The sequence below is a fragment of the Pseudomonas sp. IT-232MI5 genome, assembly GCF_949767845.1.
Taxonomy (GTDB): Bacteria; Pseudomonadota; Gammaproteobacteria; order Pseudomonadales; family Pseudomonadaceae; genus Aquipseudomonas.
Window position 1 is genome coordinate 40,970 of record NZ_CATKQE010000060.1, and the last position, 14,144, is coordinate 55,113.

At 59.6% G+C, this 14,144-nt stretch carries 12 protein-coding genes; 9 read left to right on the top strand and 3 right to left on the bottom strand.

The features are described 5' to 3' along the window. Positions 1–374 precede the first annotated feature (374 nt). The 3 genes from gabD to ACM6JQ_RS26570 all read left to right on the top strand — a co-directional run bounded on the left by gabD (position 375) and on the right by ACM6JQ_RS26570 (position 4,632). Positions 375–1,817, top strand: a complete 1,443-nt coding sequence (gene gabD / locus ACM6JQ_RS26560) for an NADP-dependent succinate-semialdehyde dehydrogenase (protein WP_007917688.1) — start codon at positions 375–377, stop codon at positions 1,815–1,817. A 185-nt stretch (positions 1,818–2,002) separates the two neighbouring features. Beyond that, positions 2,003–3,280, top strand: a complete 1,278-nt coding sequence (gabT, locus tag ACM6JQ_RS26565; RefSeq protein WP_007917687.1) for a 4-aminobutyrate--2-oxoglutarate transaminase — start codon at positions 2,003–2,005, stop codon at positions 3,278–3,280. Positions 3,281–3,420: 140 nt separating this feature from the next. Then, positions 3,421–4,632 (top strand): response regulator, encoded by a 1,212-nt coding sequence (locus tag ACM6JQ_RS26570; RefSeq protein WP_007917686.1) that lies wholly within the window; start codon positions 3,421–3,423, stop codon positions 4,630–4,632. A 50-nt stretch (positions 4,633–4,682) separates the two neighbouring features. Here ACM6JQ_RS26570 and ACM6JQ_RS26575 read toward each other — a convergent pair whose 3' ends face one another. Together ACM6JQ_RS26575 and desA are read right to left on the bottom strand one after the other, a co-directional pair. Next, a complete protein-coding gene (locus ACM6JQ_RS26575) occupies positions 4,683–5,672 on the bottom strand; it encodes a GGDEF domain-containing protein (protein WP_007917685.1) in 990 nt (329 codons plus the stop codon). Positions 5,673–5,814: 142 nt separating this feature from the next. After that, entirely contained in the window at positions 5,815–6,999 is a 1,185-nt protein-coding gene (gene desA / locus ACM6JQ_RS26580) for a delta-9 fatty acid desaturase DesA (protein WP_007917684.1), read from the bottom strand. Between the two features lie 146 nt (positions 7,000–7,145). Here desA and dibA point away from each other — a divergent pair, with 146 nt between their 5' ends. The 6 genes from dibA to ACM6JQ_RS26610 all read left to right on the top strand — a co-directional run bounded on the left by dibA (position 7,146) and on the right by ACM6JQ_RS26610 (position 13,428). Next, entirely contained in the window at positions 7,146–9,065 is a 1,920-nt protein-coding gene (gene dibA, locus ACM6JQ_RS26585) for a phosphodiesterase DibA (RefSeq protein ID WP_414894968.1), read from the top strand. 252 nt (positions 9,066–9,317) lie between these two features. Continuing rightward, positions 9,318–9,500, top strand: a complete 183-nt coding sequence (gene oscA, locus ACM6JQ_RS26590) for a sulfur starvation response protein OscA (RefSeq protein ID WP_007917682.1) — start codon at positions 9,318–9,320, stop codon at positions 9,498–9,500. 147 nt (positions 9,501–9,647) lie between these two features. Then, positions 9,648–10,661, top strand: a complete 1,014-nt coding sequence (locus tag ACM6JQ_RS26595) for a sulfate ABC transporter substrate-binding protein (RefSeq protein WP_038367242.1) — start codon at positions 9,648–9,650, stop codon at positions 10,659–10,661. 70 nt (positions 10,662–10,731) lie between these two features. Next, the gene (cysT, locus tag ACM6JQ_RS26600) at positions 10,732–11,550 is read left to right on the top strand and encodes a sulfate ABC transporter permease subunit CysT (RefSeq protein WP_007917680.1); all 819 of its coding nucleotides are present in this window, start codon (positions 10,732–10,734) and stop codon (positions 11,548–11,550) included. Positions 11,551–11,562: 12 nt separating this feature from the next. Further along, positions 11,563–12,435: a sulfate ABC transporter permease subunit CysW gene (cysW, locus tag ACM6JQ_RS26605; RefSeq protein WP_007917679.1), complete on the top strand. Its 873-nt coding sequence runs from the start codon at positions 11,563–11,565 to the stop codon at positions 12,433–12,435. A gap of 3 nt (positions 12,436–12,438) precedes the next feature. Then, positions 12,439–13,428, top strand: coding sequence for a sulfate/molybdate ABC transporter ATP-binding protein (locus tag ACM6JQ_RS26610; protein ID WP_007917678.1), 990 nt, complete (start codon positions 12,439–12,441; stop codon positions 13,426–13,428). A gap of 114 nt (positions 13,429–13,542) precedes the next feature. Here the strand turns inward: ACM6JQ_RS26610 and ACM6JQ_RS26615 are convergent, their stop codons facing one another. Further along, positions 13,543–14,070: a DUF962 domain-containing protein gene (locus tag ACM6JQ_RS26615; protein ID WP_007917677.1), complete on the bottom strand. Its 528-nt coding sequence runs from the start codon at positions 14,068–14,070 to the stop codon at positions 13,543–13,545. Positions 14,071–14,144: the final 74 nt, after the last annotated feature.

Sequence of the window (14,144 nt, forward strand, 5' to 3'; positions counted from 1 at the left end):
GCGTGTCGGCGCAAATCGCTGCATTCCATAAAGCGGTAACGTCCTGCAAAACCCTCGCTTGGCGCTTTCACGGGACTGATCTATGGTTCTGTTGCCGCGAGGGCTTTTGGCTCGTTGATCTGAAAAATTCCACAAACGCGGCGTTTTTGTTCTTTTTTTCGAACGACCTATTGTCCTTTAACCCCTTTGATCCTACGATCCGTTTGAGATTTCAAACGCTCGTTGACCGGGCGTTGAAGCGCCGGTGTTTCGAATCGTGCACTGTCGATGCGCCACACCCGGTCACTGATTTCCCTGACGGCAGCCTTGCGAGGCGCCTTTCTACAATCATAATTTGCTCCGCGCAGGCCGCGGTGCTGTTAAGGAAAGCCGACATGCAGCTTAAAGACACCCTGTTGTTCCGCCAGCAAGCCTTCATTGATGGCGCTTGGGTCGATGCGGACAACGGTCAGACGATCAAGGTTAATAACCCGGCCACCGGCGAAATCCTCGGTACCGTGCCGAAAATGGGCGCTGCCGAAACCCGCCGTGCCATTGAAGCCGCTGACAAGGCGCTGCCGGCCTGGCGTGCCCTGACCGCCAAAGAGCGTGCCGGCAAGCTGCGTCGCTGGTTCGAGCTGATGATCGAGAACCAGGACGACCTCGCGCGCCTGATGACCCTCGAACAGGGCAAGCCGCTGGCCGAAGCCAAGGGCGAAATCGTTTACGCCGCTTCGTTCATCGAGTGGTTCGCCGAGGAAGCCAAGCGCATCTACGGTGACGTGATTCCGGGCCACCAGCCAGACAAGCGCCTGATCGTGATCAAGCAGCCAATCGGCGTGACCGCCGCGATCACTCCGTGGAACTTCCCGGCGGCGATGATCACCCGCAAGGCCGGTCCAGCGCTGGCTGCCGGTTGCACCATGGTGCTCAAGCCTGCTTCGCAAACTCCATTCTCCGCATTCGCCCTGGCCGAACTGGCTCAGCGCGCGGGCATTCCTGCGGGCGTGTTCAGCGTAGTGTCCGGCAGCGCTGGCGATATCGGCAGCGAGCTGACCAGCAACCCGATCGTGCGCAAGCTGTCCTTCACCGGTTCGACCGAAATCGGTCGTCAACTGATGTCGGAATGTGCCAAGGACATCAAGAAAGTCTCGCTGGAACTGGGCGGCAACGCGCCGTTCATCGTGTTCGACGACGCGGATCTGGATAAGGCCGTCGAAGGCGCGATCATTTCCAAGTACCGCAACAACGGCCAGACCTGCGTCTGCGCCAACCGTCTGTACATTCAGGATTCGGTCTACGACGCGTTCGCCGAGAAGCTGAAAGTGGCTGTGGCGAAACTGAAGATCGGCAACGGTCTGGAAGACGGCACCACCACTGGCCCACTGATCGACGAAAAAGCCGTGGCCAAGGTGCAAGAGCACATCGCTGACGCCGTGGCCAAAGGTGCCACCGTGCTGGCTGGCGGCAAGGCGATGGAAGGCAACTTCTTCGAGCCGACCATCCTCACCAACGTGCCGAAAAACGCCGCTGTGGCCAAGGAAGAAACCTTCGGCCCGCTGGCGCCGCTGTTCCGCTTCAAAGATGAAGCCGAAGTGATCGCGATGTCCAACGACACCGAGTTCGGTCTGGCCTCGTACTTCTATGCTCGCGATCTGGGCCGTGTGTTCCGCGTCGCTGAAGCGCTGGAATACGGCATGGTCGGCGTCAACACCGGGCTGATCTCCAACGAAGTCGCGCCGTTCGGCGGCATCAAGGCCTCGGGCCTGGGCCGTGAAGGCTCCAAGTACGGCATCGAAGATTACCTGGAAATCAAATACCTCTGCCTGGGCATCTAAGCTCGGACAAGGATCGCTGCAAACGCAAAGGGCACGAGAGCGCTGTCCCTTTGCGTGGTTTCAAACCGGAATTTTCTCTGCGGCCAGGAACGCCGTGGCAGTCGATCATCGCATGCTGCCACCGTCGATTTCTCCCGCTTAATCCTTGAACCACGCCGCCCGATGAGCGGCGAATGAGGACTGTAATGAGCAAGACTAACGCTGAACTGATGGCCCGTCGTACCGCAGCTGTTCCACGTGGTGTTGGCCAGATTCACCCGATCTTCGCTGAGTCCGCGAAGAACGCTACCGTGACTGACGTTGAAGGTCGTGAGTTCATCGACTTCGCTGGCGGCATCGCGGTACTGAACACCGGCCACGTACACCCGAAAATCATCGCCGCCGTGACCGAACAGCTGAACAAGCTGACTCACACTTGCTTCCAGGTACTGGCTTACGAGCCGTACGTTGAGCTGTGCGAAAAAATCAACGCCAAGGTGCCAGGTGATTTCGCCAAGAAAACCCTGCTGGTCACCACCGGTTCCGAAGCCGTGGAAAACGCCGTAAAAATCGCCCGTGCCGCCACTGGTCGCGCTGGCGTGATCGCTTTCACCGGCGCTTACCACGGTCGCACCATGATGACCCTGGGCCTGACCGGTAAAGTCGTGCCGTACTCGGCCGGCATGGGCCTGATGCCTGGCGGCATCTTCCGCGCGCTGTACCCGAACGAACTGCACGGCGTGAGCATCGACGACTCGATCGCTTCCATCGAGCGCATCTTCAAGAACGACGCTGAGCCGAAAGACATCGCCGCGATCATTATCGAACCTGTTCAGGGTGAAGGTGGTTTCTACGTCGCGCCGAAAGAATTCATGAAGCGCCTGCGCGCCCTGTGCGACCAGCACGGCATTCTGCTGATCGCTGACGAAGTACAAACCGGCGCTGGCCGTACCGGTACGTTCTTCGCCATGGAACAGATGGGTGTTGCTGCCGACCTGACCACGTTCGCCAAATCCATCGCTGGCGGCTTCCCGCTGGCCGGTGTTTGCGGCAAGGCCGAATACATGGACGCCATCGCGCCAGGCGGCCTGGGCGGCACCTACGCTGGTAGCCCGATCGCTTGCGCCGCGGCCCTGGCCGTAATGGAAGTGTTCGAAGAAGAGCAACTGCTGGACCGCTGCAAGGCTGTCGGCGAGCGTCTGGTCACTGGCCTGAAAGCTATCCAGGCCAAGTACCCGGTCATCGGCGAAGTTCGTGCGCTGGGCGCGATGATCGCGGTCGAGTTGTTCGAAAACGGCGACAGCCACAAGCCGAACGCTGCTGCTGTAGCGTCGGTGGTGGCCAAGGCGCGCGACAAGGGCCTGATCCTGCTGTCCTGCGGCACCTACGGCAACGTTCTGCGCGTCCTCGTACCGCTGACTTCGCCGGACGAGCAACTGGACAAAGGTCTGGCGATCATCGAAGAGTGCTTCTCGGAGCTGTAAGCCTCGCACTCTGTGATCGGATAGACAAAAAAACCCGCTTCGGCGGGTTTTTTTTCGCCCCGTGAACATATCAATTGCTTTTGCGCTGTATCGAAAGGCCAGCATTGGCTAAGGTTCAGGCATTGCAAGGGAGAGCGCGCATGACTGCCGTTGATTTACCCGCCGTACCCCGAGTGCTGATTGCCGAGGCCGATCCGTGGTCCCGGGACCTGCTCAAACAAGTGCTTCTGAACGTGCGTTGCGATGCGCGGATAGACTTGTGCGCCGACGGGCAGCAAGCCCTGTCATTGCTCAGTGAAGTGCCGTATGACCTGGCGATCGTCGATTGGGAGTTGCCCGGCATCGACGGTTTGAGCGTGCTGCGCAGCGTGCGTCAGCGCAAACGCAACCCACCGTTGCCGTTCATCCTGATGAGCAGCCGCAACGACAGCGCCAGTGTGCGTGAAGCGATTCCGTTGGCGCCCACGGCCTACCTGACCAAACCACTGAACATGGAAAGCCTGACCGAGCGTTTGCAGGGTTTACTGCTGAATGCCGGTGAAGAAGTGTTCTGTGAGGTGCCGGCATTGGCACCGGGCATGACCTTGTCGATATTCCTTGAACGCCGCCGCGAGCAGGCCGACGGCGCGCCGTTGATGACCGATGTGCAGGTGGCGGTAAAGCGCAGCCTCAATCCCAATGGCCTCGATCTGAAACTGTTGGAAGATGAGATCAAAACCGACCCACAAATCACTGCAGTGCTGATCGCTGCGGCCAACAGCGCGGCGCAGCACCACGGTGCCCCGGTTCAAACGCTCGCTCAAGCCCTGCATCGCCTGGGCACCGGGCAGAGCATGAACCTGATTCTGGGGCTGGCACTCAAGCGCAGCGCCAAGCTCAGCGATCCTTGTCTGGCGGACTACGCCGAGCGTTACTGGGGCTTGTCGCTGCACACCGCTGAATACGCGCGCACCCTGGCACGCTTACTCGATCTCGATCAGGAGCGCTGTTACTGCGCGGGTATGCTCCATCGCCTGGGTGATCTGGCGTTGCTGCGTTGTCTGCAGGAGTGGCAGCAGGCCGGCGGTGCGCTGGATGAGTGGGAGGAGGTCGGCGAGGCGCTGGCGGAGTTTGGCGCGGCTTATGGTTCGGCGTTGCGCACCCGCTGGCGATTGCCGCTGGAGCTGCGTGAGCTGATTGCGTCGGTGTACCAGCTCGGCGGCGGGGTGTATTCCCGTGAGGCGCTGGTGATGAACATGGCGGCGCAGATGGCCCGCTTGACCGAGCATGAGGGCGTTGAGGAGTTGGCGAAGAGCCGCACGGCGCGGTTGCTCAAGATCGGGCTGCCGGAGTTGATGCGGATGCGCAAATAACCTGACTTACGCAAACCCCGCAATGGATCTCTGTGTAGCTGAGATACGGGTCAGGCAGAAATGATGCGGTTCTTGCCCTGTCGCTTGGCCTCATACATCGCCGCATCCGCGCGGGCGAACAGGCTGTCGAGGTTTTCGTCTTCCCCGGTAAGGCTGGTCAGCCCCTGGCTCACGGTGATGCCGAACGTCTGGCCGTCATGGCTGAAGCTCAAACGCTGAATCTCCTGCTGCAGCCGCTCGGCCACCTGCATGGCCATGTCCGGCGCACAACCGGGAAACACTGCGGCAAACTCTTCGCCGCCAATCCGCCCGAACAGATCGCCCCGGCGCAACGAGCCGCGTCCGCACTCGGCAATCCGCTGCAGAACATTATCGCCCTCCGGGTGGCCGTAGGTGTCATTGATCATTTTGAAATCATCGATATCCAGCAGCAGAAAGGCCATTTGTGCGCCCTGCACCTTCGCTACTTCGAACTCGCGATTGGCGCACTCGAAGAAGTGCCGGCGATTGCTGCTTTGGGTCAGCACGTCGGTGGTCGCCAGACGGTGCAACTCGGTTTCCATCTGCTTCTTGTCGGTGATGTCTTCGGCGATGCCGACGATGATCACCGGTTGCCCCGGCTCGTCCTGACGGTTGATGAAGCACTTATCGCTGAGCCAGCGCACCTGGCCGTCGGCGGCGATGATCCGGTATTCGCGATCTTCCACCGCGCCTCTGTGCAGGACTTCGGCGAGGCTGCGTTCGGCGTATTCCAGATCGTCGGGGTAGATGCTGTCGCGCCATTGGTTGTAGTCGGCGAGGAGGAGGCCGGCGGAGCGGCCGAAAATCCGTTCATAGGCGGGGCTGACATACAGCACCTGCCGGGTTTCCCAGTTGAAGGCCCAGAGCACAGCGTTGACGCTGACCAATAAGGAGCTGAACAGCTGTTCGCGTTCGCTCAAACGGGCGACTTCGCCTTGGGCATGCATCAACGCCATTAGCGTTTGTGCGGCCTCGGGCCACTTCGGTAAGGATGAGTCTTTTTGATTGTTATTGACCATCGGCACAGATCTCAAAGGCGTGCCGCAATTCGACAACGGCCACAGTACAGCCCGCCGGGATGGCGAAGTGTCTTTGAGATAGGCGATTTTTAGCGAAGTTCCGAAGGGTGCACCCGGGAGCCGGGTGCACCGATCAACGGTCTCAGGCGGCTGCAGGGCGCAGCGAGTAGGTTTTCAACTGGTCGGCGAATTCACGCAGGGACTGGATACCGCTGGCCTCGGCCTCGTGAATCCACTCTTTGATGGCGGCGAGCATGTCGTGGCCATTTGCGCTGGTCTTGACCCAGATCTGCTGCAGGGCCAAGCGTTTCTCGTAAATTACCTTCAGCGCCTGGCTGTGCTCGAGCATGGTCTGGATGCGCAAGTGATGACGATCTTCCAGCAGGCTGGTTTCCCGCGACAGCAGACGCTTGGCGCGGTGGAACTGGTGGCGCACCGAATGATCGACCTTGGCCAGCTCTTGCTTGACCAGCGGGCCGATCACCAATTTGCGGTACTGGGCCATGATCTGGAAGCGGTTGTTGAGGATGGCCATGGCGGTGTCCATGTCCAGATTGCCCTTGCCTTCGACGCGGTGGGCGATCGGCGCCACGCGCTGAACCTTGGCCAGACGCAGGAAGCTGAAGACTTTGATCCACGCCCAACCGAGGTCGAACTCCCACTTCTTCACCGACAGCTTGGCCGAGTTAGGGTAGGTGTGATGGTTGTTATGCAGTTCTTCGCCGCCGATCAGGATGCCCCACGGCACCAGATTGGTGGCTGCGTCGCGGCATTCGAAGTTGCGATAGCCGACCGCATGGCCCAGACCGTTGATCACGCCGGCGGCCCACACCGGGATCCACATCATCTGGATCGCCCAGATGGTGATGCCGATGGTGCCGAACAGCAGCAGGTCGATGACGCCCATGATCGCCACGCCCAACAGCGGGTAGCGGCTGTAGACGTTGCGCTCGATCCAGTCTTCGGGGCAGTTCTTGCCGTAGATGCGCAGGGTTTCCGGGTTTTGCGCTTCGGCGCGATACAGCTCGGCGCCGGTGCGCAGCACGGTGGAAAGGCCTTTGATGACCGGGCTGTGCGGGTCGTCTTCGGTTTCACACTTGGCGTGATGTTTACGGTGGATGGCGGTCCACTCGCGGGTGTTCTGCGCCGTGGTCAGCCACAACCAGAAACGGAAAAAGTGCTTCAGGCCAGCATTCAGCTCCAGCGAGCGATGGGCCGAGTAGCGGTGCAGATAGACCGTGACGGCGACAATTGTCACGTGGGTCATCAGCAGGGTGACTGCGACCAGAGACCAGGCCGACAAGCCAAGAAAACCTTCGTACCACATAGGCTATAGGGCCCTCGATAAAGATAAAAACAGCCGTTGCATTATCACCAAGCACACAGATAAAACCAGTCGCCCTTTCAGATAAGAGTCGCTGGATGTTTCTTGACCTATAATTCCAACCTTTTTGTAGGGACATGGACAGTCGAATGCCTGCCACTTACCGCGATGCTTTGCGTGCAGCGCTGCTTTATCTCGTGCTTGCTGCTGTCTGGCTGCAGGGCACTGATCATTTATTAAACAATTTCTTCGATAACTCCGTCGATCTTGCCCGATGGCAACTGATCAACGGTTACGTCTTCGCGGCGTTCAGCGCCGGGCTGATTTTCCTGGCGCGGGCGCGATTGTGCGAGTTTCTCGGAATAGGTGCGCGTTTGCGCGAACGCCACGCCGACCGCGAACGCCTGCGTCAAGCGGCGGCGGTCTTCGATTGCACCCGCGAAGGGGTGCTGGTGACCAACCATCAGGGGCTGATCGTGCACGTCAATCGTGCGTTCATCGAGATCACCGGTTATCAGCGTGAAGAAGTCCTCGGGCAGCAGCCGAGCCTGTTCAAGTCGGGCCATCATCCGCCGGGATTTTATCAGGCGATGTTTGCCACTCTGGAATCGCAGGGCGAATGGAGCGGCGAAATCTGGAACCGCCGAAAAAGCGGCGAGATTTATCCACAGTGGCAGACCATTCGGGTCATTCACGATGATCAGGGCCGGCGCAGCCATTACGTCGCGGTGTTTTCAGACATTAGTGCGATCAAGGATTCCGAGCATGAGCTCAAACACCTCGCGCACCACGATCCGCTGACTGATCTGCCCAATCGGCTGCTGTTCAGCGATCGCGCTGAACAGGCACTGGCCTCGGCGCAAAACCACAAGCGCGGTTGTGCACTGCTGATGCTTGATCTCGATCACTTCAAAATGATCAACGACAGCCTCGGCCATAACATCGGCGATCGCTTGCTCAAGGCCGTGGCAGCGCGCTTGCAGGCGCTGTTCGGCCCCGGCATTACGCTGGCGCGTCTCGGTGGTGATGAGTTCGCCGTACTGGCGGAAAGTTGTCCACAGCCGGTGCAGGCAGCAGCGCTGGCGCAACGGATTCTCGATGCACTGAAGGAGCCGTTCAGCATTGATGGCAATCAGTTGTTCATCAACGGCAGCCTCGGCATCAGCCTGTTCCCCAGTGACGCGTTGAGCGCCGAACAACTGTTGCGCAATGCCGACGCGGCGTTGTTCAAGGCCAAGAGCAGCGGGCGCAACGGGTACGCCTTGTACACCGAAGAACTCACCGCCCACGCCCAGCAACGGGTGGAAATCGCTTTCGAACTGCGCCGGGCGCTGGAGCAACGGGAATTGCGGGTGTTCTACCAGCCTGTACATGACTTGAAGACCAGTCGCTTGATCGGTGTTGAAGCCTTGGTGCGTTGGCAGCATCCGCAGCGCGGTCTGGTGTCGCCGGCGGAATTCATCCCGATTGCCGAGCGCACCGGGCTGATTGCCGAAATCGACGCGTGGGTGATGCAGCAGGCGTGTCGGCAGATGTGCCAGTGGCAACAGGCTGGAATCGTACTGTCATTTGTCGCGGTGAATGTGTCGTCGCGTTTGTTCGCCCGGCGTGAGCTTTATCAACAGGTCGCGCAGGTCCTGCATGACACCGGGCTGGATCCGGCGTATCTGGAGCTTGAAGTCACTGAAAGCGCGGTAATGGACGATCCGGAGGTGGCGCTGGAGCAGATGCATCGTTTGCGTGAATTGGGTATTCGTCTGGCCATCGATGATTTTGGTACCGGGTATTCATCGCTTTTGCGGCTCAAGCGCTTGCCGGTGCAGAAGCTGAAAATCGATCAGGGTTTTGTTGCCGGCTTGCCTTGGGACGAGGATGACGCAGCGATCGTGCGGGTGATCATCGCGCTGGCCCGGAGCATGGGCATGCAGGTGCATGCCGAGGGTATCGAGCAGGTTGAGCAGGCGGCGTTTTTGCTGGAGCAGGAATGTGATCTGGGGCAGGGGTATTGGTTTGGGCGGCCGGTTCAAGCGCAGGAGATTGATTGGGCAAGAACATCGGTGATTGGTTAAAAGATCAAAAGATCGTCCGATCGCGGCCCGAGCCTTCGGCAGCTCCTGCACCGATCCCTGTAGGAGCTGCCGAAGGCTGCGATCTTTTGCTCCCCCAACGCGCAAACCCTTGCCGTGCCACATAATGTTTTCTGGTTATATAAACATTCTTAAATAGTCTTTTTAAGAATATCCGCGCCTCTCTTATATTGCTTCCACGCCGAACGCAGTGCCGCCCACTGCCAGGCAAATCCCATTCAAAGGAGCAGCACCATGAGCGCATCCCTTCGCAGCGTTGACGGTCAGGACGAAAGCACCATTTTGCGTGAAATCCAGAGCGCCCTGCGCGATCTGCGTTTCGGCGCGGTGGAGATCACTGTGCACAACGCGCAAGTCGTACAGATCGAACGCAAAGAGAAATTCCGTTTGCAGCAACCGGGTAAACAACCGGGCTGAGTTGAAGATCAAAAGATCGCAGCCTGCGGCAGCTCCTACAGGGGGCTGTGTGTAGGAGCTGCCGAAGGCTGCGATCTTTAGCCGGCACACCCGATTCCAGATATTCATAAGAAAAAGCCACCACCCAGAATTCCAGGAGCTTTCACCATGTCGTCGATTCGCCGTTACGCTTTGGCCGCCCTGGCCAGTGCTGTGTTTGCCGGTTCCGCGGTTGCCAAGGATTACGAACTGCTCAATGTGTCGTATGACCCGACGCGCGAGCTGTATCAGGACTACAACGCTGAATTCATCAAGTTCTGGCAGAAAGACCACGCTGGCGACACGGTGAAAATCCAGCAATCCCACGGCGGTTCGGGCAAACAGGGCCGTGCGGTGATCGACGGTCTGCGCGCTGACGTCGTGACCCTGGCCCTGGCCGGCGACATTGATGAAATCGCCAAACTCGGCAAGACCCTGCCTGCCGACTGGCAGAAGCGTCTGCCGGAAGCGAGCACGCCGTACACCTCGACCATCGTCTTCCTGGTGCGCAAGGGCAACCCGAAAGGCATCAAGGACTGGGGCGATCTGGTCAAGAACGACGTCTCGGTAATCACCCCTAATCCAAAAACCTCTGGCGGCGCACGCTGGAACTTCCTCGCCGCATGGGCCTACGGCCTGAAAGCCAACGGCGGTGACGAGGCCAAAGCCAAAGAATATGTGCAGACCCTGTTCAAGCACGTGCCGATCCTCGACACCGGTGCGCGCGGTTCGACCATCACCTTCGTCAACAACGGTCAGGGTGACGTGTTGCTGGCCTGGGAAAACGAAGCATTCCTGGCGCTGAAAGAAGATGGCGGCGCCGACAAGTTCGACATCGTCGTGCCTTCGCTGTCGATCCTCGCCGAGCCGCCAGTGGCCGTGGTCGACAAGAACGCCGAGAAGAAAGGCAACGAGCAGATCGCCGAAGCCTATCTGAAGCACCTGTACAGCCCGGCCGGTCAGGAAATTGCCGCGAAGAACTTCTACCGTCCACGTGACAAGGACGTAGCTGCCAAGTACGCCCAGCAGTTCCCGAAACTGGACCTGGTGACCATCGACAAGGACTTCGGCGGCTGGAAAACCGCACAGCCGAAATTCTTCAACGACGGTGGCGTGTTCGACCAGATTTATCAGGCGCAGTAAGTTTTCATAGCCATAAACAAGCCCCGGATTTACCTTCGGGGCTTCGCGCGTTTTTTAACCAAGGACTTTTATGTCGCGTCGTATCTCCCCCGTCATACCCGGCTTCGGGCTGACGCTGGGCTACACCTTGGTGTACCTCAGCCTGATTGTGCTTATCCCGCTGGCGGCGATGTTCGTCCACGCCGCGCAACTTACCTGGGATCAGTTCTGGACGATCATTTCCGCACCACGGGTGCTGGCCGCGTTGAAGCTGAGCTTCGGCACCGCGCTGTGTGCGGCGATCATCAACGGCATCATCGGCACGCTGCTGGCCTGGGTGCTGGTGCGCTACACCTTCCCGGGGCGCAAGGTGATCGACGCGATGATCGATCTGCCGTTCGCCCTGCCGACAGCGGTGGCCGGTATTGCGCTGACTGCGTTGTACGCGCCGGCTGGGCTGGTCGGCCAGTTCGCTGCCGATCTCGGTTTCAAGATCGCCTACACTCCGCTGGGTATCACCCTGGCGCTGACCTTCGTAACCCTGCCGTTCGTGGTGCGCACGGTGCAGCCGGTGCTGGCCGATATTCCTCGAGAAGTCGAAGAAGCGGCGGCGTGCCTCGGTGCGAAGCCATGGCAGGTGTTTCGCCACATTCTGGTTCCGGCACTCCTGCCCGCCTGGCTGACCGGTTTTGCCCTGGCGTTCGCGCGTGGCGTCGGCGAGTACGGCTCGGTGATTTTCATCGCCGGCAACATGCCGATGAAAACCGAGATCCTGCCGCTGCTGATCATGGTCAAACTCGACCAATACGATTACACCGGCGCCACCGCCATCGGCGTGTTGATGCTGGTGGTTTCCTTCGTCCTGTTGCTGCTGATCAACTTGCTGCAGCGGCGCATCGAAACCCCATAAGGAGGCGCGAACATGTCCCAATCGTCTATTGCGGCCGCCTCTTCGGCCAACGCTGCACGCCGTGGCAGCGCCACTTCGCGCAGAATCCTGATCGGCCTGGGCTGGCTGATCTTTTTCCTGTTTCTGCTGCTGCCGTTGTTCATCGTCGTATCGCAGGGTTTGAAGAATGGCCTCGGCGCTTTCTTCACCGCGATCTTTGAGCCGGACGCGCTTTCGGCACTGAAACTCACCGTGTTCGCCGTGCTGATTTCGGTGCCGCTGAACCTGGTATTCGGCGTCAGTGCGGCGTGGTGCGTGAGCAAATACTCGTTCCGTGGCAAGAGCATGCTGGTGACGCTGATCGACCTGCCGTTCTCGGTATCGCCGGTGATCGCCGGTCTGGTCTACGTGCTGATGTTCGGCGCACAAGGCTTGTTCGGTCCGTGGCTGCAGGATCACGACATCCAGATCGTCTTCGCCCTGCCGGGCATCGTGCTGGCAACGATTTTCGTCACCGTGCCGTTCGTGGCCCGTGAACTGATTCCGTTGATGCAGGAACAAGGCACGCAGGAAGAGGAAGCCGCGCGCCTGCTCGGCGCCAATGGCTGGCAGATGTTCTGGCATGTCACCGTGCCGAACATCAAGTGGGGCCTGATCTATGGCGTGGTGCTGTGTACCGCGCGGGCCATGGGTGAGTTCGGTGCGGTGTCGGTGGTCTCCGGGCACATTCGCGGGGTGACCAACACCTTGCCGCTGCACGTCGAGATCCTCTACAACGAATACAACCACGTGGCCGCGTTCGCCGTGGCGAGCCTGTTGCTGATCCTGGCGCTCTTCATCCTGCTGCTCAAGCAGTGGAGCGAAAACCGTATCAACCGCCTGCGCGCCAGCGCCGCGGAGGAATAATTCATGTCGATCGAAGTGCGTAACGTCAGCAAGAATTTCAACGCGTTCAAGGCGCTGGACAACATCAGTCTGGATATCCACAGCGGTGAGCTGGTCGCGCTGCTCGGCCCGTCGGGCTGCGGCAAGACCACGCTGCTGCGGATTATCGCCGGCCTGGAAACCCCGGATAACGGCAACATCGTCTTCCACGGCGAAGACGTCTCCGGCCACGATGTGCGCGATCGCAACGTCGGTTTCGTGTTCCAGCACTACGCCTTGTTCCGCCACATGACCGTGTTCGATAACGTCGCGTTCGGTCTGCGCATGAAGCCGAAAAACCAGCGTCCGAACGAAAGCCAGATCGCGGTCAAGGTGCATGAACTGCTGAACATGGTGCAGCTGGATTGGCTGTCGGATCGTTATCCGGAGCAGTTGTCCGGTGGTCAGCGTCAGCGTATCGCTTTGGCCCGTGCTTTGGCGGTGGAGCCTAAAGTGCTGCTGCTGGACGAACCGTTCGGCGCCCTCGACGCCAAGGTGCGTAAGGAGCTGCGCCGCTGGCTGGCGCGGTTGCACGAAGACATCAACCTGACCTCGGTGTTCGTGACCCACGACCAGGAAGAGGCGATGGAGGTTGCTGACCGGATCGTAGTGATGAACAAAGGTGTGATCGAGCAGATCGGCTCACCGGGCGACGTCTACGAAAACCCGGCCAGCGATTTCGTTTATCACTTCCTCGGCGATTCGAACCGCTTGCTGTTGAGCGACGACAACCACGTGCTGTTCCGCCCGCATGAAGTGTCGTTGTCCAGGCATGAGCTGGAGGATCACCATGCGGCTGAAGTCCGTGACATCCGCCCGTTGGGCGCGACCACGCGGGTGACGCTCAAGGTTGAGGGCCAGACGGATTTGATCGAGGCCGAAGTGGTGAAAGACCACGACAGCCTGATCGGCTTGGCCAAGGGTGAAACGCTGTTCTTCAAGCCGAAGGTCTGGCAGAAAGTCGCAAGCCTCTAAGACCAAAAGATCGCAGCCTGCGGCAGCTCCTACAGGGGTTTCGGTTGGTCACACATTTTGTGATCGACCAAACCCACTGTAGGAGCTGCCGTAGGCTGCGATCTTTCAAGCGGCCTAAGCCGCCGCTTTTTTGTTCGGATTGACCTGCACCACCCCCGCCCGCGCTTCGATCTGCTCTTTCAATTCATGCCGCATCCCGAGCATGAACGCCAACTCGGCCACCACAAACAACGGCCCGACAATCAGCCCGCTGACGTCATCGACAAACGCCGGTTTGCGCCCTTCATAGTGATGCCCGACAAACTGTATCACCCAGCCCACCACAAACATCGCCAGGCCGCTGCTCAGCCAGACCATGGTGCTCTGCTGCGCCAACACATGCCCGGCCCAGACGGATAAACCCATCAGCACGGTCATCAACACCCCGAGCTTCACTTCCAGGCGTAGGTAAAACCACGCCGAGGCCAGCGCCACGACAACGGCTGGAGATATCCACAAGCCACCCAGCGACCATTGCGGACGCGACAACAAAACCGCCACCGCCACCACAATCAGCGGAATGCCGATAAAGTGGCTGGCGATGTTGCGCGGATCACGGTGGTAGGCGGCGTATTGACTGAGGTGGTCGACGAGGCTTTTCATTGTTGTTCCTCCGGTAGGGTTGATCGCATCATCCCTCGGGATCAGGGTTCGCTCTGTCAGGCAGGCGACAATCC